The organism is Massilia orientalis (genome assembly GCF_030411975.2).
Lineage (GTDB): Bacteria > Pseudomonadota > Gammaproteobacteria > Burkholderiales > Burkholderiaceae_D > Telluria > Telluria orientalis.
Map to the genome: position 1 here is coordinate 1 of NZ_JASNRB020000017.1, position 20,699 is coordinate 20,699.

Genomic DNA, 20,699 nt, shown 5'->3' on the forward strand with positions numbered 1-20,699 from the left:
GACCGCATGAAAGAGCTGTACGAAGCCACGTTCGGCGACACCTACCCGGGCGCCGTCGCCCAGGCCGCGGACGGCGCGGCCGCATGGTGCGCAAGCCCGCACATCGAGCCGGGCCAGGCGACGGACAGCGCGACCGCATGGTGCGCGAGCCCGCATACCGCGGGCAAGCGCGCTGCCGCCACCGCGTGGTGCGCGAGCCCGCACATCGACAAGCTGACCCGGCGCGCGATCGACACCGCCTGGTGCGCCAGCCCGCACATCGGCAAGCTGACCCACGACGGCGGCGCCACCGCCTGGTGCGCGAGCCCGCACATCGGCAAGCTGACCCAGGGCGGCGGCGCCACCGCCTGGTGCGCCAGCCCGCACACCGCCAACAAGGCCGCCTGAGCGGGTCAGGCCGCGCTGGCCTCCGCGTGGGGCCGCACCATCAGCGCGCGCAACTCGCGGATGCTGTAGTCGGACACCTCGTGCATACGCAGCAGGAGGGTGGCGCCGATCGGCAGGGTGTTGTGGCGGATCTTGCTGATCACGGGAGGCGCCACTTCCAGCAGCCGCGACAGCGCGGCGTCGTTCTTGAGCTTGAGTTTATTGATGATGGCGTCGAGGACCCGGTTCGGGTCATACTCGGCGCCGTCAGGTATGCGTCTGATGGGCATGTTCGTCTTTCGCTTTGTGACATCCATGGGAAATTTTCCACAACCCATAGCGGGTTATGGAAAATCAGCCAGTTTCGGGAAATATAAGTTCTTTGTGTGGTCGCTCTACGGCGTACCCGAATGATACATGGATTAGTTGCGAAATGCTTAAGACGCCCTTATGCCGTCGCCGACATGGGGATAGCGCAGGCGGGCCCGCAGCTCCGTGCCGAGGCGGCGGTTGTCCAGCCGGCGCGATTCCGACATGAAGGACAGCAGCATCGGCGACACCGCCTTCTCCAGCTCGGCGCGCGCGAGACGCGGCGGCCGCGCCAGGCCGAATGCATCGGCCACGAGATCGAAATAATCCCCCATCTTCATGCGCGTGTCGTCGGACGCGTTGTAGACACGCCCCGGCCATGCGCGGAACAGCGCCAGCGCGCACAGCCGCGCCAGGTCGTCGGCGTGGATGTGGTTCGTGTACACGTCGTCCGCGCTCGCCAGCGCCGGCGTGCCCCGCTGCAGCCGTTCGATGGGCAGCCGGTCCGCCGCATAGATGCCGGGCGCGCGCAGGATCCCCACCTTGCCCCCGCTCGCCACGGCCCATGCGCGCAGCACGCGTTCGGCGTCCACGCGGCGCCGCGCCCTGGCGTTGCGCGGGGCGACGGGCGTCGTCTCGGGGGTCGCCGCGCCGCTACGGTCGCCGTAGACGCCCGAGGTGCTGACATAAACCACCCGCGCGCCCTCGGGTAGAATGGCGATCAAATTGCGCGTGCGCAAATCGAGCGCGCCGTCCTGCTGTGGCGGCGCAAGATGAACGACCCGCTGCGCCAGTCCTGCCAATCGCTTCAGCGTCGCTGGCCGGTCGAGGTCGGCCACGACGGGGACGGCGCCCGCCGCACGCAGTGCCGCGCACCGGGCCGGCTGGCTCGTCACGGCGAACACGCGAAAACGCTCGCGCACCAGCGGCAGCAAACGCATGCCGACGTCGCCGCAGCCCACGATCAGGAGGCGCGGCTTGTTGAACCTGACTTTGTTTTTTGTATCCATTCGAGGATTGTATGACGTTTCAGATCACTGTCCAGCCCAGCGGCCACCACTACGACTGCGACGCGGACGAAACCGTGCTCGCGGCCGCGATCCGCTCCGGCATCGGCCTGCCGTACGGCTGCAAGAACGGCGCCTGCGGTTCCTGCAAGGGCAAGGTCGTCGAAGGCACGATCCATCACAAGCCGCACCAGGCACGCGCGCTGACCGACCAGGAAAAGCTGCAGGGTCTCGCCCTGATGTGCTGCGCCGTGCCCGAGAGCGACGTCGTGATCGAAGCGCGCGAAGTGGGCGGCAGCAGCGAGTACCCGGTGCGCAAGATGCCGACCCGCGTCACCGCCATCCGCCGCGCCGCGCCGGACGTCGCCATCCTCACCTTGCAGCTGCCGGCCAACGAAGCCCTCGCCTACCGCGCCGGCCAGTACATCGAATTCATGCTCAAGGACGGCAAGCGCCGCGCCTACAGCATCGCCAGCGCGCCGTCGCTGGGCGGCCCGGTCGAACTGCACATCCGCCACCTCCCCGGCGGCGTGTTCACGGACCATGTCTTCGGGGCGATGAAGGAACGCGACATCCTGCGCTTCGAGGGTCCGTTGGGCACGTTCTTCCTGCGCGAAGACTCGGACAAGCCGATCGTGCTGCTGGCCTCCGGCACCGGCTTCGCGCCGGTCAAGGCGCTCGTCGAGCACATGATCCACCTGAAGTCGGAACGTCCCGTCGCCCTGTACTGGGGCGGACGCCGGCCGCAGGACCTGTACATGCACGCGTTGTGCGAGCAGTGGGCGCGCGAGCTGCCCCACTTCACGTACGTGCCCGTCATCTCGGACGCGCTGCCGGAAGACGGCTGGACGGGCCGCACGGGCTTCGTGCACGCGGCGGTGATGCAGGACATCCCCGACCTGTCGAACCACCAGGTGTATGCGTGCGGCGCGCCGGTCATGGTCGATTCCGCACGGCGCGACTACGTCGAGCAATGCGGCCTGCCGGCCGACGAGTTCTACGCCGACGCCTTCACGACGGAAGCGGACCTGGCCCAGCCCTGACGTGCCCGGCGGGGCGCACATGCAGACACGATTCCTGTATATCTCGACAAGAATTTGGAGTATGTTCCCGTTTGCCCCGGCCGCACCGGCCGGTTACCAAACAAGAAAGGGTCCATTAACATGCACAAGACGCTCCGCCGTGCCCCTGTCCTGCTCGCCCTGTCGGCCGCCCTCGTGTCGACAGCCCTCCTTTCGGGCGCCCTCCCCGCCCACGCCGCCGACCAGGCGAGCAACAGCTGGCAAACCGTCCTCGCCAGCCCGCTCCGCACGGACGACGACCGCAAGGGCGACGCACACCGCAAATCCGCCGAATTCCTCACGTTCGCCCAGGTGAAGCCGGGCATGAAGGTGCTCGACGTGGCGTCCGGCGGCGGCGCCACCGCGGCCCTGCTGACGGCGGCCGTGGGGCCCAAGGGCGAAGTCTGGGCCCAGAACGCCAAGCCGAACGCCAAGCTGGACGCGCGCCTGGGCCAGGCCACGCTGCCGAACCTGCACGCCGTCGTGGCGGACTTCAACGATCCGGTCCCGAAAGGCACGCCGCCGCTGGACCTCGTCACGATCAACATGTCGTACCATGACATCGTCAACACGCCGGCCGACCGCGCCGCGCTGAACAAGCGCCTGTACGACGCCCTCAAGCCGGGCGGCCACCTCGTCATCATCGACAACGCGGCCAAGAAGGGCAGCGGCCTCACGGCCACGAAGACCCTGCACCGCATCGACGAGGACACGGTCGTCGACGAGGTGACGAAGGCCGGCTTCAAGGTCGACGCGAAGAGCGACTACCTGCGCGCGCCGTCCGACCCGCGCGATCTGCCGTTCTTCGAAATGAAGGGCGCGCCGGACGACAAGTTCGCGATCCGGTTCGTCAAGAAGTAAAGCCGCTGTCAAGACAGCACATCGCGCGGACATCAGGCACAATGAGGGTTGCATTCCCGCCATTCCCTCTCCCAACCTATGTCCGTGCTTTCTCCGACAGGGCGCCTTGCCGTCCTGCGCAACCGTAACGTTTCGTTCTACCTGTCCTCGCGCTTCCTCGGCACGCTCGCCGTCCAGATGCAGAGCGTGGCCGTCGGCTGGCAGGTCTACCAGATCACGCACAGCCTGTTCGACCTCGGCCTCATCGGCCTCGCCCAGTTCGCGCCATTCCTTGTCCTGATCCTGTGGGCCGGCCACGTGGCCGACACGCACAACCGCCGCAACATCGTCCTCGCCTGCATGGCCACGCAGTTGCTGTGCAGCCTGCTGCTCGTCGCGTTCACGCTGTCCGGCAGCCAGACCGTGTGGCCCGTGTACGCCGTGCTCGTGCTGTTCGGCAGCGCGCGCGCCTTCATGCAGCCGGCGTCGCAAGCGGTGCTGCGCAACCTCGTCGCCACGAAGGATTTCTCGCAGGCCGTCGCGCTGAGCTCCTCGACGTTCCAGGTGGCCGTGATCGTCGGCCCGGTGCTGGGCGGCCTGCTGTACGTGTTCGGGCCGAACGTCGTGTATGGCGTGTCGAGCACGCTGCTCGTCATCGCGGTGCTGCTGATGTCCGGCACGAAAAGCGCACCGCAGGCGATGAACAAAGCGCCCGTCAGCTGGCACACCCTGCTGGAAGGCCTGCGCTTCGTGTGGTCGCGGCCAATCGTGCTGGGCGCCATTTCGCTCGACCTGTTCGCCGTGCTGTTCGGCGGCGCCACCGCCCTGCTGCCCGCGTATGCGCACGACGTGCTGCACGCCGGCCCCACGAGCCTGGGCCTGTTGCGGACCGCGCCCGGCGCTGGCGCCACCTTGTGCTCGATCGCGCTCGCGTTCTGGCCGATCACGCGCAAGGTCGGCCCGTGGATGTTCGGCGGCGTCGCCCTGTTCGGCGCGGCCACCGTGACGATGGGCCTCACGCACAGTTTTTATGTGGCCCTCGTCGCGCTGTTCCTGCTGGGCGCGGGCGACATGGTCAGCGTCTACATCCGCCACCTGCTCGTGCAGTACGAGACGCCGGACGAGATCCGCGGCCGTGTCAGCGCCGTGAACGCCGTGTTCATCGGCGCCTCCAATGAACTGGGCGAATTCGAATCGGGCCTCACCGCGAGCTGGTTCGGCCTCGTGCGCGCGATTGTGTTCGGCGGCGTCGCCACGCTCGTCGTCACGGGCACGTGGATGAAGCTGTTCCCCGTGCTGTCGCGCATGGACCGCTTCCCGCACCACGAGGCGGAACAGGCCGCCAAGGCCGGGGCCGCGTGATGGAACGGCAGCCAGGCTTCCTGTTGCGCTTCATCCGCAGCCGCCCGTACCTGCTCGGCGCGCTGATGCTCGGCGTGGCGGTCGCAATGCTCGTGCCGGCGCACTACAGCGACCTGCGGCGCGCCCTGATCGGCTGGAACAGCGGCGTCTGGTCCTATCTGCTGATCATGGCGTGGACGATGTTCCGCGCCGATCACAGCCGCGTGCGCGCGATCGCCGAAAGGCAGGACGAAAGCGGGGGCGCCGTGCTGGGCGCCGTCGTCGTCGGCGCGATCCTGAGCGTGTACGCGATCGTGACGGAACTGGCGAACATGAAGGAGGCGACGGAGCACGTCAAGGCGCTGCACTACGGCTTCACGGCGCTGACCGTGATCGGTTCCTGGCTGCTGGTCGGCGTCATGTACTGTTTCCATTACGCGCACATCTACTACACGGCCAGCAAGCACGCGCTGCCGCTGGAATTCCCCGACCGGCACACGCAGCCGAATTACTGGGACTTCCTGTACTTCTCGTTCACGCTGTCGGTCGCCGTGCAGACGTCGGACGTGACCGTCAAGACGCGCGCCATGCGCAAGCTCGTGCTGGGCCATTGCGTGCTCGCGTTCTTCTTCAACCTCGTCATCCTCGGCCTGTCCGTGAACATCGCGGCAAGCCTCGTGAACACCTGAGTGCGCGTGCGGAACGGCGGGTTTTCTCCGGAGCGGGTAATATCGATGCAAATGTGACCACTTTTGGAGGAGTTTATGGAAGTTAATGTCAACACCGATAACACCATCCAGCGCCATTCCGGCCTCGACGAACGCGTCCGCACCATGGTCGAAGAAGCGATCGGCCGCTTCGGTGACCACGTGCGCCGCGTGGACGTGCACCTCTCCAACGAGAACAAGGAAAAGCACGAAGACGGCAGCAACTACTGCATGATGGAAGCGCTCGTCTCGGGTTATGCGCCCGTCGTCGTGCATGCGCATGCGGAAAACCTGCAACAGTCGATCACGAGCGCCGTCGGCAAGCTCAAGCGCGCCCTGGACAGCGCCATCGGCCGCCTGAACGACAAGAACAAGCGCGAACCGCTGCCCGTGGACGCCGAGTCCGATAAAGACCCGGCCAGCAATTCCTGATCGCGGTCGCGGCAACGGACTGCCGCCAGTCCGTTGTCCGCCAAAAGTGTTGCAAAAATTAAAATATGCTTGCGTCATCCGGAGCGTCCATATACGCTTGTACGGACAACAGCAAGCACCATGACCACGACTGCACAACCCACACCCGCCGCCCGGACCGACAAGCTCCTGACCATCGAAGCGGCCCGCGGCATCGCCGCCCTGCTCGTCGCCTTCTTCCACGGATCGCACGTCGTCGAACTGGCCCAGCCGGAACGCGGCGCGCCGTTCGGCGGCTTGTTCACCTTCGGCCATGCGGGCGTGCCCTTCTTCTTCGTCCTGTCCGGCTACATCATCTATTACATCCACCATGCCGACCTCGACCGTCCCGGCAGGCTGGGTTCGTTCGCGTGGAAGCGCGCGACGCGCATCTATCCGCTGTACCTGGTCGTGATGGTCCTGATCACCGCGAAATACGGGTTCGCGGGGAATTTTGCGTGGGATTACTGGATAAAATCCGTGCTGCTGCTGCCGCAGAGCCAGTTGCCGATGCTGATCCAGTCCTGGACCCTGGTCCACGAAGTCCTGTTCTACGCCCTGTTCGGCCTGGCCATCTGGCGCGTGCGCGTGAGCCGCTGGGTGCTGCTTTCCTGGGCGATCCTGTTCTGCACGGCGCGCGTGGCCGATCTCCAGCTGCCGGCCGGGCTGTTCGGCGACACCGTCCGGACGCTCGCCTCCCCGTACAACCTGCTGTTCCTCCTCGGCATGGGCGTCGCGTGGGTGCTGCGCCACCGCACGATCGCCTTCCCGCGGCTGCTCGCGCTGGCGGGCACCCTCGCCTTCCTGGCCACGGGCCTCGTGGAAAACACCGGTCTCTACAAGAGCATGGCCGAGCACGGCCTGTTGCCGGTCGTGCTGTACGGCGTGAGTTCCGCCTGCATCATCATTGGCCTCGTCGCAGCCGAGACCGCCGGCAATCTGCGCGTGGGCCGCATCGGCGGCCTGCTGGGCGCGCTGTCCTATCCGCTGTACCTCACGCACGGCATCGCGATCAGCATCGCCGTCGAGGCCGCGCGCAAGCTGCACTACGCCGGATCGGGCGCCCTGCTGCTGACCGGTGCCGTGGCCGTGGCCTGCGTGGCGGCGCTGGTCGTGCACCGCTGCGTGGAAAAGCCGGTGGCCAGGTGGCTGCGCAACGTGTGGGCCCGCCGCGGCGCGGCGCCGGCCTTTACTTGAGCGTCTGCAGATAGCGCAGCCCGGCCAGCGCCCGGCTGCCGTACCACGACATCATCTCGCCGTCGACGAGATAAACGGGAATCCCCAGCTGCTTTTCCAGTGCGTCCGCATGGTCTTCCGTGAAGCGGTAGGGCTCGGTCGACAGCAGCACGGCATCGAGCCCGTCGACGAGCGCCTGCGACCAGGCGAAGCGCGGATACCGGTCCGTGCCCAGGTCCGGCACGCGCCAGCCCAGTTCGGCCAGCATGTTCGCGATATACGTGTCCTTCGACACCGTCATCCACGGATCCTGCCAGATGCAGTAGAGCACCGTGCGCGCCGGTCCCTTCGGCGCCGCGTGCAGCGCCGCGTACTCGGCCTCGAATGCAAGGCACCAGCGCGCGGCGGCCTCTTCCGCGCCGAAGATCCCGCCCATCAGCCGCGCCAGGGGCACATTGTCGCGCGGCGTGTTCGGATGCGTGACGACGACGTGCGGCACGAACCCGGCGAGTTTCTCGACGGTCGGCTTGGCGTTCTCGTCGATGTTGACGACGACGTGCGTGGGCGCGAGCTTGCGGATCTTCTCGATGTTGACGTCCTTCGTGCCGCCCACCTTGGGGATGGCCGCGACCACGTCGCGCGGATGGATGCAGAAACCGGTGCGGCCGACGAGCTTGCCCGCGAGGCCAAGGTCGCACAGCAGCTCGGTGATCGAGGGCACGAGGCAGACGATGCGCGCATCGGGCGCGGGTGCGTGGTGGTGGCCGAGGGCGTCGGCCAGAAAATCGGGGGCGGTAGTCATGCCGCCATTGAAACACTGTTGTTTATCGGCGCCAAGCATCGGCGCTGGTGTTTCGTTAAGGTATCATGCGAGGTTGTCAATATAAGTTGTCGCCTGGCAGTCAATCCGATGATCGTGACCGGCACTTTCGGTGCATCCCCCTACCGCATTCGCGACTTGCAGCTCTTTCGCGACATCGACGATCCCGCCGTCGCGCAAGCGCTCGCCGATTCCCGGCTCGTGCGGCTGCCGCGGGGCGAAGCGCTCGAGGACGGCCTGCGCGCCCGCCTTTACATCCTGCTCGCGGGCAGCCTCGCCGTGGAGGGCGCGCTGGGCGAAGGCAATGTCGAGCGCATCCTCCCGGGTGAAAGCGTGGGCGAGCAGTCCGTGCTGGACGATGCCGCCAACCTCGACGCCATCGTCGCGCTGGAAGACAGCGAGCTGCTCGTCATCGAACCCGACCGCGTGTGGCAATTGATCGACGGGCACAATGGCGTGGCGCGCAACCTGCTGCGGCTGCTGTCGTTCCGCATCCGCGCGACCAACGCCCGCCTGCGCCGGCGCCAGAAGCTGGGCGAGTTCTACCGCCAGCTGTCGTTCAACGACGGCCTCACGGGCCTGTACAACCGCGCCTGGCTGAACGACGCGCTGCCCAAGCTCGTCACGCGCGCGCGCCAGGACGGCGGGCCGCTGTCGCTCGTGATGATCGACCTCGACCACTTCAAGCGCTTCAACGACACGCATGGCCACATCGCGGGCGACGCCGCCCTGTGCGCGGCCGCGGGCGTGATCCGCGCGGGCCTGCGTCCGACCGATTTCGCCGTGCGCTACGGCGGCGAAGAAATGATGGCGATCCTGCCCGCCACCCCGCGGGCGCAGGCGCTGACGGTCGCCGAGCGCCTGTGCGTGCGCATGCGCGAGGCCGTCGTGTTCGACGACATGCGCCTGCCGCTGCCGCACGTCACCGGGTCGTTCGGCGTCGCCACGCTGCTGCCCGGCCAGGACGAACGGGGCCTGATCGAGGCCGCCGACGCCGCGCTGTACCGCGCCAAGGAAGCAGGCCGCGACCGCATCGGCACGTGAAGTTCCCAAAACCGGATTGAGCCGGTGCTAGGCCGTGCGAATCATGCACGTTAGAATGGCGCCACGATGAGCAACCACACCTTCCTCTGGCACGACTACGAGACCTTCGGCGCGGAACCGCGGCGCGATCGTCCCGCACAGTTCGCCGCGATCCGCACCGACGCCGACCTCAACGAGATCGGCGAACCGATCATGCTGTATTGCCAGCCGGCGCCCGACTACCTGCCCGACCCGCAAGCCTGCCTGATCACCGGCATCACGCCGCAGCACTGCCTGGAACACGGCGTGCCCGAACACGAATTCGCGGCCCGCATCTGCGCCGCGTTTTCCGAGCCGGGCACGATCGGCGTCGGCTACAACACCATCCGCTTCGACGACGAGGTCACGCGCTTCCTGCTGTGGCGCAACCTGATGGACCCGTATGCGCGCGAATGGCAGAACGGCTGCGGCCGCTGGGACATGCTCGACGTCGTGCGCATGGCCTATGCGCTCCGTCCCGACGGCATTACCTGGCCGCGCCATGACGACGGCCGTCCCAGCTTCAAGCTCGAACACCTCACGCGCGACAACGGCCTCGTGCACGACGCCGCGCACGACGCGCTGTCCGACGTGCGCGCCACCATCGCGCTCGCGCGCCTGCTGCGCAGCAAGCAGCCGAAGCTGTTCGACTTCTGCCTCGAACTGCGCCGCAAGGACAAGGTCGCGGAACAGATGGGCCTGCACCTGGACCGCGCACTGCGCCAGCCGTTCCTGCACGTCTCCGGCATGTTCCCGGCCGAGCGCGGCTGCCTGGGTGTCGTCTGGCCGCTCGCGACGCATCCCACGAACAAGAACGAAGTCCTCGTGTGGGACTGCCGCCACGACCCGTCCGAGCTGTTCAACCTGAACGTCGAGACGATCCGCCAGCGGATGTTCACCCGCGCCGCCGAGATGCCCGAGGGCATGACGCGCCTCCCGATCAAGAGCGTGCACCTGAACAAGTCGCCGATGCTGGTCGGGAACCTGAAAACGCTCAGCACACAGATGGCGGCGCGTTGGGAACTGGACGTCGAGCAATGCCTCGCCCACGCCCGCAGCGCCGCGGCCGGGCCGGACATGACGGCGATCTGGCAGAAGGTGTACCAGCGCGATGCGGTCACCGCGAGCGTCGACGTCGACGAAGACCTGTACGGCGGCTTCGTCTCGAACGGCGACCGGCGCCGGCTGGAATCGTTGCGGGCGGAAGCCGCGCCGAAGCTGGCGACCTTGCGCCCGTCGTTCGAGGACGAGCGCCTGTCGCACCTGCTGTTCCGCTACCGCGCCCGCAACTTCCCGCACACGCTGGGCGAGGACGAGCAGCAGGCCTGGGAAGACCACCGCGCCGCGCGCCTGTTCGACGGCGCGGGCGCTGCGCGCACGATTGATCAATTGTTTGCCGAGATAGACGCGCTGTCCGAGACGGCGGACGAGCGCGCTGAGGAAATCCTCGGGGCCCTGTATGATTACGCGGAGATGATCGCCCCCAGCCGGTATTGACCGGCGCGACGGTGGGCACCCTGTGTCCACGATTCACACCGATGTCCCGTGCATTCCGTTCGCTAAGCAATTTTAATTACCGCCTCTGGGCCGCCGGCGCCCTGGTCTCGAACATTGGCACGTGGATGCAACGCACGGCCCAGGACTGGCTCGTGCTGACGGAACTGACGCACCACAACGCGTCGGCCGTCGGCACCGTGATGGCCCTGCAGTTCGGCCCGCAATTGCTTCTGCTGCCGTGGACGGGCTGGGCCGCCGACCACGTCGACCAGCGCAAGCTGATGATGATCACCCAGACCGCGATGGGCACGCTCGCCCTCGCGCTCGGTGCGATGACGCTGACCGGCGTCGTCGCGCTGTGGCACGTGTACGTGTTCGCCTTCCTGTTCGGCTGCGCATCGGCCTTCGACGCGCCCGTGCGCCAGACGTTCGTCGCGCACCTCGTCGGGGATGCCGACTTGCCCAACGCGGTCGCGCTGAACTCGACGTCGTTCAACGCCGCGCGAATGATCGGCCCCGCGGCCGCCGGCCTCCTGATCGCCGGCGTCGGCACCGGCTGGGCATTCGTCGTCAACGGGCTGTCGTACGTCGGGATCCTGTGCTCGCTGGCCTGGCTGCGCAAGGACGAGCTGCACCCGCGCGCGCCCGGGAGCGCAGGCGGGCGCGGCATGCTGGACGGCGTGCGCTACGTATGGAAGCGGCCGGACCTGATGGCGCTGCTGGGCATGCTGTTCCTGATCGCCACGTTCGGCCTGAACTTCCCGATCTTCATCGGCACGATGGCCGTCTCGGTGTTCCACACGGATGCGCGGGGCTACAGCCTGCTGTCGTCGACGATGGCCGTCGGCAGCGTCGTCGGCGCGCTCCTGGCCGCGCGCCGCGAGCATACCCGGTTCCGCGCACTCGTCGTCGGTGCCGGCGTGTTCGGCGCCGGCTGCGCGCTGGCGGCCGTGTCACCCGGCTACCTGTGGTTCGCGGCCGCGCTGGCGCTGACGGGCGTGGCCGCCCTCACCTTCACGAATACCTCGAACAGCCTGCTGCAACTGTCCACGGAACCCGCGATGCGCGGCCGCGTGATGGCCTTACGGCTCGGCATCGCATTGGGCACGACGCCGATCGGCGCGCCCATCGTCGGCTGGGTGGCCGACCATGCGGGGCCGCGCTGGGCGCTGGGCGTCGCCGCCGCATCGGGCTTCGCGGCGCTGGCGGTCGGGATGCGCTACCTGGCTGTCGCCCGGCAGCGCGGGGACGGCCTGATACGGTAGGGTGGGCGGCCCTCCGCCCACCAAACGTATGCGTCGCGCTAACGCATGGTGGGCACAGGGGTGCCACCCTGCTGGGACGGATTCTTAACCGCGGTGCGCGTTGATGGCGTCACGCGTTTCGGTCGCCACGCGGCGCGCGGCCGCGGCGAAGTCCTCGCCGCCCTGCGGCTGCGCGTAGATGATGGCGCGCGAGGAATTGATCATCATGCCCGCGCCGGCGGCCGTGCGGCCCGACTTGACGGTCGCCTCGATGTCGCCGCCCTGCGCGCCGATGCCGGGCACGAGCAGCGGCATGTCGCCGACGATGGCGCGCACCTGCGCCAGTTCTTCCGGGAACGTGGCGCCCACGACGAGGGCGCACTGGCCGTTCCTGTTCCACTTTTCCGCGACGAGACGCGCCACGTGCTGGTACAGCGGCTGGCCGCCCACGTCGAGGAATTGCAGGTCGGAACCGCCCGCGTTCGACGTGCGGCACAGGACAATCACGCCGCGGTCCTTCCACGCCATGTACGGTTCGACCGAGTCGAAGCCCATGTACGGGTTCACGGTGACGGCATCGGCGCCATAGCGGTCGAACGCTTCGCGCGCGTACTGGTGCGCGGTCGCGCCGATGTCGCCGCGCTTGGCGTCCAGGATCAGCGGGATATGGGGGTAGGTCTCGCGCAGATAGTTGCAGATGGCTTCCAGCTGGTCTTCCGCGCCGAGCGCGGCGAAATAGGCGATCTGCGGCTTGAAGGAGCAGGCCAGGTCGGCGGTCGCGTCGATGATGGCCTTGCAGAACTCCACGATGCCGTCCGGGCGATCGCGCAGGTGTGCGGGGAAGCGGGCCGTGTCCGGGTCGAGTCCCACGCACAGCAGGGAATCGTTGCGCTTCCAGGCGGCGTTCAGTTTGTCGATGAAGTTCATGGGCGGCCTCTCTGATCTGATTGCAAACCCTCTATTGTAGCCTTGCGCCCGTTTGTCTCGCCATCACTGTGGCATTTCGGTTATATTTTGGCCATTCGACAACTAGTTACGGGACGTCAGATGAAACCTTCCCTGTTCACGCGCTGGGCCGGCATGGTGCTGGCCGCCGTACTGGCCGCCACGCTGCTGTCGGGCTGCGGCTACAACCAGTTCCAGGCCAAGGACGAGGCCACCAAGGCTGCCTGGGCCGAGGTCGTCAACCAGTATCAGCGCCGCGCCGACCTGATCCCCAACCTGGTGAACACGGTCAAGGGCTATGCGACGCACGAGAAGGATACGCTGGAAGCCGTCACGCGCGCGCGCGCGGCCGCGACCAGTTTCCAGATCACGCCGGAAGTCTTGAACAACCCGGAAGCCTTCCAGAAATTCCAGCAGGTGCAGGGTGAGCTGTCGAGCGCGCTGTCGCGCCTGATGGCCGTGTCCGAGAACTATCCGCAGCTCAAGGCCGACGCCAGCTTCCGCGACTTGCAATCGCAGCTGGAAGGCACCGAGAACCGCATCACGGTGGCCCGCCAGCGCTATATCGCAGCCGTGCAGGACTATAACGTCACCGTCCGCAGCTTCCCGACCAACCTGACCGCCATGATGTTCGGCTACCAGGCCAAGCCGTCGTTCACGGTCGAGAACGAGAAGGCCATTTCGACGGCGCCGACCGTCAACTTCGGCAAATAAGGCCATGCCATGAACGCCCTGCCGCGGTTGCTGTGGGCCTGGATGCTGACCTTGCTGCTGGCTTCCCAGGCGCACGCCCAGCAGTTCAAGCCGGTGCCGGCGCTGCGCGCGCGCGTCACCGACGAGATCGGCATGTTGACGCCGGACCAGCGCCAGAAACTGGAAGGCGTACTGGCCGACTACGAGGCCAAGACGGGCAGCCAGATCGCCGTGCTGCTGATCTCCTCGACGGAACCGGAAGCCATCGAGCAGTACAGCATCCGCGTGGCCGACGAATGGAAGCTCGGACGCAAGGGCGTCGACGACGGCGTGCTGCTGGTCGTCGCGAAAGACAATCCGAAGGCGCTGCGCCGCCTGCGCATCGAGGCCGGGCGCGGCGTGCAGGGCGTCCTCACGGATGCGCAATCGAAGCGCATTCTGGAAGACACGATCGCCCCGCACTTCCGCCAGCAGGACTGGTACGGCGGCCTCGTCGCGGGCGCGGGCGCCATCGCCACCCTGCTGAACCAGGAAAAGTTCCCGGCACCGCAGGCGCAGCCGACCGCGCAACAACAGGAGGATGACGGCCCCAACGTCGTCGTCAGCATCTTCCTGATCCTCGTCGGCATCACCGTCCTGCGCTCGGTGTTCCGCCCGCGCCGCACGCGCCTCGCGCAGCCGGGCCGCTATGGCGCCGGCTGGGGCAGCGGCACCACCGGCTTCATCCTCGGCAACATCCTCGCCAACGCGGCCAACCAGCACGACAACGACCGCTGGCGCGGCGGCGGCGGTTTTTCTGGCGGCTTTTCGGATGGCGGCGGCGGCGGCTTTTCGGGCGGTGGTGGCGGCAGCTTCGACGGCGGCGGCGCCTCGGGAGACTGGTGATGGAAGAACCGAACCGCCTGCGGCGCGCCCTGCGCCACCTGCTCAGCACGCGCAACGAAGCCGAGCGCGCGTTCCCGCCGGAAGCGCTCACGGCGATGACGGAAGCCATCACGGCGGGCGAACAGACGCACCGCGGCGAAGTGCGGCTGATCGTCGAAAAAGGCATGCCGCTGTCGCTCGCGTGGGCCGGCGTGACGACCCGCCAGCGCGCCATCGCCCTCTTCGCCGACTACGGCATCTGGGATACCGAAGACAACTGCGGAGTGTTGATCTACGTAAATCTTGCGGACCGGAAGGTCGATATCATTGCCGACCGGGGCATCGACCGCAAGATCGACGCGGCCACGTGGCAAGGCGTGTGCGACACGATGACGCGCGGCTTTGCCCGCGGCGAGTTCCACGCGGCGACCCTGGCCGCGATCGCCCAGGTGAACCAGCTGCTGCGCCAGCATTTCCCGTCCGGGGGTGCGCGGCCGAATGAATTGCCGGATCGGCCCGTGATGCTTTGATCGACTGCATAGTTCAACAGAGGGCCGCTACAATGGCGGCCTTTTCTTTTTATTGCAGCAGCGAGGACATCCATGAAACTCACCCGGAAAACCGCCATCGTCACCGGCGCCAGCCAGGGCATCGGCCTGGCGTGCGCCGAACGCCTCGTGCGCGAGGGCGCGCGCGTGATGCTCGTCGACGTGCGGCCCGAAGGCACGGCCGCGGCCGCGGCGCTGGGCGACACTGCCCGCTTCTTCCAGGCGGACGTGAGCATCAAATCCGAAGTCGACGCGATGGTCGCCGCCACGCTGGCCGCGTTCGGCCACGTCGACATCCTCGTCAACAATGCCGGCGTCACGCATGCCGCCGATTTCCTCGACCTCGACGAGGAGGATTTCGACCGCGTCCTGCGCATCAACCTGAAGTCCATGTTCCTGTGCAGCCAGGCCGTCGCGCGCGACATGGTCAAACGGCAGTCGGGTTGCATCATCAACATGTCGAGCGTGAACGCGGAACTGACGATTCCCAACCAGATCCCGTACGTCGTGTCCAAGGGCGGCGTCAACCAGCTCACGCGCGTGATGGCCATCAGCCTGGCCCAGCACGGCATCCGGGTCAATGCGATCGGCCCGGGCACGATCCTGACGGAACTGGCGAAGCAGGCCGTGCTGGGCAGCCCGGAGGCGCGCCACACGATCCTGTCGCGCACGCCGCTGGGCCGCTGTGGCGAGCCGGAAGAAATCGCCGCCATCGCCGCGTTCCTCGCCAGCGACGATGCGTCGTACATGACGGGCCAGACGCTGTATGCGGACGGCGGCCGCATGGCGCTGAATTACACGGTGCCCGTCAAGAATGAATAGCGAGATGAACCATTATCACCCGGGGTAATGACAGGTATCCGAATTCATCATTGGACACATATATCGCACCGCAACATAATGGCACCTGTCTCCACTATTCTCCTCCAAGAAAATAGTTTGAAGCCCGCTAACAGCGGGCTTTTTTTTTTAGCGTCACGCGACGTGACCAGCCCCATCCGAAAACGTTCCGGCACAAACCGGCGCACTCTTGAGATGTGTCATGGTCCTTTCACATTGTGTCTTTATACTGAGTTCATCTGCATACACGCAACCGATATGCGTGATCGCAGAAGGTGTGCCGCTCGCGGCACACCGCACCGGATTCTGCGTCTCTTGGCCCGATCTTGGGTTGTGCCCGTCCTTCGTTGGCGGGCATTTTTTTTGTTCCGTATCCTTGTTGTTGTGTTCGCCACGCACTGCACAATTCTTTTGTTGTCGTACTTGAACCATCTCAGGTTTCCGCTATGATGAAATTCGCGCCTCGCGATTTTTCCAGTCGCGTGGGGACAAGACTATTCCAAGGAGCCGGTCCAATGACTTTACCTGTACCTGAGACGATGTCGCCACCCCAGCAGGACCCCGAACCATCGCGCCGCCGCCATGCGGAACCGGAAGACTGTCTGGTTCTCAGCGAGCTCAATCCGCGCATGGTCATCGACCACCTCGACGATGAAGGGCAACCTCTTGACGTACTGACTTTCGGCAGCGTCCGGGAGATTTGTCCGAAATGCCAGAGCGGCCACCTGAAACTGGTCCTGCGCCAATCCTCGGTGCGCGTGGCCCACCTGTTCTGCGCCGACTGCGCCAGCTGTTTCGACGCCCACTACCCGAACGGCGCGCCCGCCCTCACGATCTGAGGCCTGCACACGTGTCATGTGCACGTGCACAACGAGCATGGTAAGGTGAGCGTTTTTTTTCGAGCTGCCTTGCCATGACGATGCCTCTATTCACCTTCCTGCAGAATCCGCGCGTGCGCCTGCTGTGCCTTGCAGGAGCCGTCCTGGTGTACGTGACCATCATTACGGTCGGTAACGTTCCAGGCGCCCGCGCCGACATCGCTGCCTACGCACCGGGAGCGGTCCTGCACTCGATCGCCTATGCCGTGCTGGCCGCGCTGTGGTTCAGCGGCAGCCGCGGCACGCCGCTCGCACGCGCCTGCAAGGCCGTGCTGGCGGTCGCGGCGATGGGCGCGGGCGACGAGTACGTGCAGAGTTTCTTTCCCTACCGCGGCGCCAGCGTGCGCGACTGGGCCGTCGACGTCAGCGCCGCCATCGTGGCGGGCAGCGTGATGGCCCTGCTGGCAGCGCGCGCCACGGTCGACGCCGGACGCTGAGCCGGCACGCCACGACTTTGACGTGGCTCATGTTCAACGACAGGCAGTTTGAACGCCGATACCGAACACGCCTCTTACCAAAGTGGCACGCGGCATCGTCACTCATCTAACCTGACACTATCCCATCAGAAGGAGTTGATCATGAAGCAAAAACACCAGAGCGTCTTCCTGGCGGGCTTGCTGGCGCTGGCAGTCGGGCTGTCCGCGTGCAGTTCCTGGCGCGGCGGCATGGGCAGCAGCGGCAGCAGCGGCGGCGCCGGCGAGACAGGCAGCAGCGGCACGGCCACAGGCACGTCGACCAGCGGCGGCATGTCGGGCACCGGCGGCGGCACCGGATCGCAAGGATCGGGCAGCTGGGGTGGCGGCAGCGGTTCCTCCGGTTCGTCCGGTTCCTCCGGCAGCGCCGGCGCCGCGGGCAGCTCGAGCGGGTACGACACGTCCGGCTCGCAAGGCACTTCCGGCATGATGCAGGACCAGGGCGCCACCACCGGCAGCGGCATGACCGGCGGCAGCCAGAGCAGCTACGGCGCGTCGGGCGGCGGCACGTCCGCGTCCAGCATGAGCCCGAACGCCACCGTCGCCGCCATCGAAGTCATGCCCCGGTCGAGCAGCGCCGCCACCGAAGGCGATACCAGCGCCAGCGCCGCCATGGGCAGCAGCTCCGGCGGCACGACGGGTTCCTCGCCCGACCGCGTCTACCGCGTCACCCTTCGCATGGACGATGGCAGCACGCAGGTCGTGACCCAGCAGACGACGCCGGATTTCCGCACCGGCGACCGGGTCAGCCTGTCCGGCGGCGCCATACAGCACTAAGCAGCACCAGGCGGGCGGGCGCCTATTCCGAACTGGCTTTCTGCGCCCGCGCGCGCTTGGCATGCACGATGTCGGCGCCGCGCTTGCCGGCCAGCAGGGCGTGGTCGGAATTGTAGTATTCCCACTCGCTGTAGCGGCCGACGAGCGTGATGTCGTACTGCTTCAGCCATGCCTTGCACGTCTCGACGTTGCGGGCACGCGCGTGGTCGTACAGCACGTAGGCATATGGCATGTCGACCTGGTTCGCGGCGAGGATCGTGTCGCCGTCCCGGATCATGCCGACCTTGCGGCAATCCTCGATGGCACGCGCGACCAGCGCCTCGCCGTCGACTGGCAGCGGTTTATACGGTGAGTACGATATCTCGCAGGTGAAACCGAAGCCGCCCGGCGGATTGCAGCCGGGGCTCGCATTGCCTTGCACGAAGATGCGGTGGAAGACCGTGTCTTCCGGATAGTAGATCCAGTGCTTGTCGGTGGCGACGCGGTCGATGCCGATGTTCACGCAGCGGATCGACACATGGCGCAGCCCCTTCGCCGCCGCCCTCACCTCTTCCGGCGCCTCGTTGCCGATCGCCTTGACCAGCTCCGGCAGCGGCATCGTGGAAATCAGGTCGTCGTAGCGGAAGCGGCGCCCGTCGCGCAGGGCGACGATGTGCTCGCGCGGCAGCACTTGCACGACGTCGGCATTCAGTTCGATCTTGCCCTTGATATGCGGCAGGAAGCCATTCATCAATGCCTGGAAGCCGCCCTTCAGCGGATAGCCGAAACGGGCGTTCGGGCCCAGCGGCTTCGGCGACGGTTCCAGCGCGCCCTGGATGATCTCTTCCAGGTTCGGCAGCGGCACGCGGCCGCCCAGCCACGACGTCTCCATCTCGGACAGCGGCACGGTCCAGATCTTGCGGTTGTACGGGATCGCGAAGTGTTTCGCGATGCCCTTGCCCCACACCTTGTAGATGAACTGTTCGAAGTTCTTCACTTCGCCTTTCACCGAGCGATCGGTGTTGCACACATCCGTCGTGCCGTCGGCGCAGCAGTCGTCGACGGCTTGCGCGGCCGCCGTCCTGCTCTCCGCGCTTTCGTAGCGGGCGTCGATGGCGCCCATGATGCACTCCGTGACGACCTTCGGCGGCAAGCCGTACAGCGCGCCCTGGAACGGGTAGCGGGTGTAGACGCCCTTGCTGTAGATCCAGGCTTCGCGGTTCTGCCAGTGCACGTTATCGCCCAGCAGCACCTCGTACATCTTGAGGACGTAGGGGTCGTTCGAGAACATGATGTGGCCCGCGTGATCGAACGTGAAGCCGTTGTCCTCGATGGAGCGGCACCAGCCGCCGACGGATTCGTTGCGGTCCAGCAGCAAGGTATCGGCGCCGAGGTGGTACGCGGCCGACAGGCCCGTCGGCCCGCCGCCGATGACGACCGTACCCACGTGCGGCTCGTGCGCGCGCAGCGGGTTCACTTTCGATCCGCGCAAGGACGCGGCGGCCGGATCGTTGGCCGCATCCGGGCTGCGCGGCGTGGCACGCCGGTCCGTGTGCGGCGGGGCCGTGTCGATCAGCTCGCGCATGCGCGCGGCCGTGTTGTCCCACGACGTGGCGGCGACGACGGTCTGCATCGCGTCGACCATGTGGCGGCGCTGTTCCGGTGTCTGCGCGAGCGCCGCTTCGCAGGCCGCGACGAATTCGTCGGCGGTGGACGCAATGGCGACCACGTGGCCGTACGGATTGGCCACGTCGGCGATCGGCGTGCTGACGATCGGCAGTTGGGCCGCCATGTATTCGAGCACCTTGGTGGGGCTGATGAACCTGGTCGCCTCGTTGATGGCGAACGGCATCAGGCACACGTCCCAGCCGGCCAGCAGGTCGGGTAACGCCGCGTACGGCTGCTGGCCGAGGTAGTGGATGTTGGGGCGGCGTGGAAGACGCTCCGGATCGATCTTGACGACCGGTCCGGCCAGCACAATCTGCCACTCGGGGTGCGCGTCGGCGACGACGCCGGCGAGGCCCGGGTCGAAGCGCTCGTCCAGCACGCCGTAGAAGCCGAGGCGCGGGTGCGGGATGGCATCCTGCTGAGCATGCGCGCGCGTGCGGTCCAGCGCCTGCTGGAAGTGCACGACGTCGACGCTGCTGGAAAAGCAGTGCACGTTCGGGTGGCGGTGGCGCTTGGCCTCGTACAGGCTGGGGCCGCCGGCGAACACGAGGTCGGCGATGGAGAGCAGCGCGCTTTCACGCTGCAGCAATTGTTTGGGAGGATTGCGAAACGAGGCCAGTTCATCCATGCAGTCGTACACGACGAGCGCGGGCCGCAGCGATTGCAGCAGCGGCAGGGCCATCGGCGTGTAGAACCATGCGACGACCTCCTCACCTGGCGGTGCCAGCTGCGCGACCATGGGCTGGAGCAGCCGCAGCTGGTCGTCGTGGAAACCGTTGGCGTGGATCGGGGTGTGGGCGCGGCACACCGTCACGTTCGGCGCGGGGCTGGTTCGCTCCATGAACGGGGCGCCGTCATCGTACACCGGTTCCTCGACGAACAGGACCGGGTAATGCTGTGCCAGGCGCGACAGCAAATGCTGCGGCCGCTGGAACACGAAATCCCAGCGCAGGTGGCTGAAAACGACGATCGTGGACATGATGGCTCCTTCTCGCCCGCGCGGGGCGTTCAATTGATCGGTGGCGTGGGCCGACCGACCGCGCCGCGGCGGCGAACGCTCTGCACGCGGCACGGACGAGCGAACCCGTCCACAGCGCGGTCAAGGGTGAGCTAGTCAACCGTGGCCGCGCTGCGATGGGGCGGGCGCCCAAAGG

Annotated in this window: 21 protein-coding genes and 1 pseudogene; 17 read left to right on the top strand and 5 right to left on the bottom strand. The window is 66.8% G+C overall.

Annotation, left to right across the window (positions count from 1 at the left end):
• A pseudogene (locus QPK29_RS24040) lies at nt 1–387 on the top strand (hypothetical protein); the annotation flags it as partial.
• A gap of 5 nt (nt 388–392) precedes the next feature.
• Here QPK29_RS24040 and QPK29_RS24045 read toward each other — a convergent pair.
• Nucleotides 393–656 carry a hypothetical protein gene (locus tag QPK29_RS24045; RefSeq protein WP_371768440.1) on the bottom strand — a complete coding sequence of 88 codons (264 nt, stop codon included), beginning with the start codon at nt 654–656 and terminating at the stop codon, nt 393–395.
• Nucleotides 657–803: 147 nt separating this feature from the next.
• Entirely contained in the window at nt 804–1,685 is an 882-nt protein-coding gene (locus QPK29_RS24050; protein ID WP_371768441.1) for an NAD-dependent epimerase/dehydratase family protein, read from the bottom strand.
• An 11-nt stretch (nt 1,686–1,696) separates the two neighbouring features.
• On the opposite strand from QPK29_RS24050, the gene QPK29_RS24055 reads away from it, so the two are divergent.
• The 6 genes from QPK29_RS24055 to QPK29_RS24080 all read left to right on the top strand — a co-directional run bounded on the left by QPK29_RS24055 (nt 1,697) and on the right by QPK29_RS24080 (nt 7,278).
• Nucleotides 1,697–2,725, top strand: a complete 1,029-nt coding sequence (locus QPK29_RS24055) for a CDP-6-deoxy-delta-3,4-glucoseen reductase (protein WP_371768442.1) — start codon at nt 1,697–1,699, stop codon at nt 2,723–2,725.
• Between the two features lie 120 nt (nt 2,726–2,845).
• Complete coding sequence (locus QPK29_RS24060) at nt 2,846–3,604, top strand: class I SAM-dependent methyltransferase (protein WP_056126445.1); 759 nt, start codon at nt 2,846–2,848, stop codon at nt 3,602–3,604.
• Between the two features lie 78 nt (nt 3,605–3,682).
• Entirely contained in the window at nt 3,683–4,945 is a 1,263-nt protein-coding gene (locus tag QPK29_RS24065; protein ID WP_371768443.1) for an MFS transporter, read from the top strand.
• The gene (locus QPK29_RS24070; RefSeq protein WP_056126441.1) at nt 4,945–5,613 is read left to right on the top strand and encodes a DUF1345 domain-containing protein; all 669 of its coding nucleotides are present in this window, start codon (nt 4,945–4,947) and stop codon (nt 5,611–5,613) included. The genes QPK29_RS24065 and QPK29_RS24070 overlap by 1 nt, the downstream gene beginning before the upstream one ends.
• Before the next feature lie 75 nt (nt 5,614–5,688).
• Nucleotides 5,689–6,063, top strand: a complete 375-nt coding sequence (locus tag QPK29_RS24075; RefSeq protein WP_371768444.1) for an HPF/RaiA family ribosome-associated protein — start codon at nt 5,689–5,691, stop codon at nt 6,061–6,063.
• Between the two features lie 120 nt (nt 6,064–6,183).
• Entirely contained in the window at nt 6,184–7,278 is a 1,095-nt protein-coding gene (locus QPK29_RS24080) for an acyltransferase family protein (protein WP_371768445.1), read from the top strand.
• On the opposite strand, the gene QPK29_RS24085 is transcribed toward QPK29_RS24080, so the two are convergent.
• On the bottom strand, nt 7,271–8,059 hold the full coding sequence (locus QPK29_RS24085; protein WP_371768446.1) for a helical backbone metal receptor: 789 nt from the start codon (nt 8,057–8,059) through the stop codon (nt 7,271–7,273). The genes QPK29_RS24080 and QPK29_RS24085 overlap by 8 nt on opposite strands.
• Nucleotides 8,060–8,167: 108 nt before the next feature.
• Between QPK29_RS24085 and QPK29_RS24090 the strand changes: the two genes are divergently transcribed.
• The 3 genes from QPK29_RS24090 (at nt 8,168) to QPK29_RS24100 (ending at nt 11,901) form a co-directional block, all read left to right on the top strand.
• Nucleotides 8,168–9,121, top strand: coding sequence for a GGDEF domain-containing protein (locus QPK29_RS24090; RefSeq protein ID WP_371768447.1), 954 nt, complete (start codon nt 8,168–8,170; stop codon nt 9,119–9,121).
• 66 nt (nt 9,122–9,187) lie between these two features.
• On the top strand, nt 9,188–10,636 hold the full coding sequence (gene sbcB, locus QPK29_RS24095; protein WP_160410566.1) for an exodeoxyribonuclease I: 1,449 nt from the start codon (nt 9,188–9,190) through the stop codon (nt 10,634–10,636).
• A gap of 41 nt (nt 10,637–10,677) precedes the next feature.
• Entirely contained in the window at nt 10,678–11,901 is a 1,224-nt protein-coding gene (locus QPK29_RS24100) for an MFS transporter (RefSeq protein WP_371768448.1), read from the top strand.
• A gap of 84 nt (nt 11,902–11,985) precedes the next feature.
• On the opposite strand, the gene pyrF is transcribed toward QPK29_RS24100, so the two are convergent.
• The gene (gene pyrF / locus QPK29_RS24105) at nt 11,986–12,807 is read right to left on the bottom strand and encodes an orotidine-5'-phosphate decarboxylase (RefSeq protein ID WP_371768449.1); all 822 of its coding nucleotides are present in this window, start codon (nt 12,805–12,807) and stop codon (nt 11,986–11,988) included.
• Between the two features lie 153 nt (nt 12,808–12,960).
• Here pyrF and QPK29_RS24110 point away from each other — a divergent pair, with 153 nt between their 5' ends.
• The 7 genes from QPK29_RS24110 (at nt 12,961) to QPK29_RS24140 (ending at nt 17,898) form a co-directional block, all read left to right on the top strand.
• Nucleotides 12,961–13,539 carry a LemA family protein gene (locus QPK29_RS24110; protein WP_056126473.1) on the top strand — a complete coding sequence of 193 codons (579 nt, stop codon included), beginning with the start codon at nt 12,961–12,963 and terminating at the stop codon, nt 13,537–13,539.
• Between the two features lie 9 nt (nt 13,540–13,548).
• Nucleotides 13,549–14,403, top strand: a complete 855-nt coding sequence (locus QPK29_RS24115) for a TPM domain-containing protein (protein WP_371768450.1) — start codon at nt 13,549–13,551, stop codon at nt 14,401–14,403.
• Nucleotides 14,403–14,912, top strand: a complete 510-nt coding sequence (locus tag QPK29_RS24120; protein ID WP_371768451.1) for a TPM domain-containing protein — start codon at nt 14,403–14,405, stop codon at nt 14,910–14,912. The genes QPK29_RS24115 and QPK29_RS24120 overlap by 1 nt, the downstream gene beginning before the upstream one ends.
• Nucleotides 14,913–14,984: 72 nt before the next feature.
• On the top strand, nt 14,985–15,752 hold the full coding sequence (locus tag QPK29_RS24125; protein ID WP_371768452.1) for an SDR family NAD(P)-dependent oxidoreductase: 768 nt from the start codon (nt 14,985–14,987) through the stop codon (nt 15,750–15,752).
• 533 nt (nt 15,753–16,285) lie between these two features.
• Nucleotides 16,286–16,609, top strand: coding sequence for a hypothetical protein (locus tag QPK29_RS24130; protein ID WP_082577584.1), 324 nt, complete (start codon nt 16,286–16,288; stop codon nt 16,607–16,609).
• 74 nt (nt 16,610–16,683) lie between these two features.
• On the top strand, nt 16,684–17,085 hold the full coding sequence (locus QPK29_RS24135; protein WP_229412275.1) for a VanZ family protein: 402 nt from the start codon (nt 16,684–16,686) through the stop codon (nt 17,083–17,085).
• Nucleotides 17,086–17,226: 141 nt separating this feature from the next.
• Nucleotides 17,227–17,898 carry a hypothetical protein gene (locus QPK29_RS24140; RefSeq protein WP_371768453.1) on the top strand — a complete coding sequence of 224 codons (672 nt, stop codon included), beginning with the start codon at nt 17,227–17,229 and terminating at the stop codon, nt 17,896–17,898.
• Between the two features lie 22 nt (nt 17,899–17,920).
• On the opposite strand, the gene QPK29_RS24145 is transcribed toward QPK29_RS24140, so the two are convergent.
• On the bottom strand, nt 17,921–20,524 hold the full coding sequence (locus QPK29_RS24145; RefSeq protein WP_371768454.1) for an NAD(P)-binding protein: 2,604 nt from the start codon (nt 20,522–20,524) through the stop codon (nt 17,921–17,923).
• Between the last annotated feature and the right edge of the window lie 175 nt (nt 20,525–20,699).

Excerpts from the sequence above, each read along its gene's own strand:
- QPK29_RS24045 (WP_371768440.1), bottom strand. The coding sequence starts at position 656 with ATGCCCATCAGACGCATACCTGACGGCGCCGAGTATGACCCGAACCGG.
- QPK29_RS24050 (WP_371768441.1), bottom strand. The coding sequence starts at position 1,685 with ATGGATACAAAAAACAAAGTCAGGTTCAACAAGCCGCGCCTCCTGATC.
- QPK29_RS24055 (WP_371768442.1), top strand. The coding sequence starts at position 1,697 with ATGACGTTTCAGATCACTGTCCAGCCCAGCGGCCACCACTACGACTGC.
- QPK29_RS24060 (WP_056126445.1), top strand. The coding sequence starts at position 2,846 with ATGCACAAGACGCTCCGCCGTGCCCCTGTCCTGCTCGCCCTGTCGGCC.
- QPK29_RS24065 (WP_371768443.1), top strand. The coding sequence starts at position 3,683 with ATGTCCGTGCTTTCTCCGACAGGGCGCCTTGCCGTCCTGCGCAACCGT.
- QPK29_RS24070 (WP_056126441.1), top strand. The coding sequence starts at position 4,945 with ATGGAACGGCAGCCAGGCTTCCTGTTGCGCTTCATCCGCAGCCGCCCG.
- QPK29_RS24075 (WP_371768444.1), top strand. The coding sequence starts at position 5,689 with ATGGAAGTTAATGTCAACACCGATAACACCATCCAGCGCCATTCCGGC.
- QPK29_RS24080 (WP_371768445.1), top strand. The coding sequence starts at position 6,184 with ATGACCACGACTGCACAACCCACACCCGCCGCCCGGACCGACAAGCTC.
- QPK29_RS24085 (WP_371768446.1), bottom strand. The coding sequence starts at position 8,059 with ATGACTACCGCCCCCGATTTTCTGGCCGACGCCCTCGGCCACCACCAC.
- QPK29_RS24090 (WP_371768447.1), top strand. The coding sequence starts at position 8,168 with ATGATCGTGACCGGCACTTTCGGTGCATCCCCCTACCGCATTCGCGAC.
- sbcB (WP_160410566.1), top strand. The coding sequence starts at position 9,188 with ATGAGCAACCACACCTTCCTCTGGCACGACTACGAGACCTTCGGCGCG.
- QPK29_RS24100 (WP_371768448.1), top strand. The coding sequence starts at position 10,678 with ATGTCCCGTGCATTCCGTTCGCTAAGCAATTTTAATTACCGCCTCTGG.
- pyrF (WP_371768449.1), bottom strand. The coding sequence starts at position 12,807 with ATGAACTTCATCGACAAACTGAACGCCGCCTGGAAGCGCAACGATTCC.
- QPK29_RS24110 (WP_056126473.1), top strand. The coding sequence starts at position 12,961 with ATGGTGCTGGCCGCCGTACTGGCCGCCACGCTGCTGTCGGGCTGCGGC.
- QPK29_RS24115 (WP_371768450.1), top strand. The coding sequence starts at position 13,549 with ATGAACGCCCTGCCGCGGTTGCTGTGGGCCTGGATGCTGACCTTGCTG.
- QPK29_RS24120 (WP_371768451.1), top strand. The coding sequence starts at position 14,403 with ATGGAAGAACCGAACCGCCTGCGGCGCGCCCTGCGCCACCTGCTCAGC.
- QPK29_RS24125 (WP_371768452.1), top strand. The coding sequence starts at position 14,985 with ATGAAACTCACCCGGAAAACCGCCATCGTCACCGGCGCCAGCCAGGGC.
- QPK29_RS24130 (WP_082577584.1), top strand. The coding sequence starts at position 16,286 with ATGACTTTACCTGTACCTGAGACGATGTCGCCACCCCAGCAGGACCCC.
- QPK29_RS24135 (WP_229412275.1), top strand. The coding sequence starts at position 16,684 with ATGACGATGCCTCTATTCACCTTCCTGCAGAATCCGCGCGTGCGCCTG.
- QPK29_RS24140 (WP_371768453.1), top strand. The coding sequence starts at position 17,227 with ATGAAGCAAAAACACCAGAGCGTCTTCCTGGCGGGCTTGCTGGCGCTG.
- QPK29_RS24145 (WP_371768454.1), bottom strand. The coding sequence starts at position 20,524 with ATGTCCACGATCGTCGTTTTCAGCCACCTGCGCTGGGATTTCGTGTTC.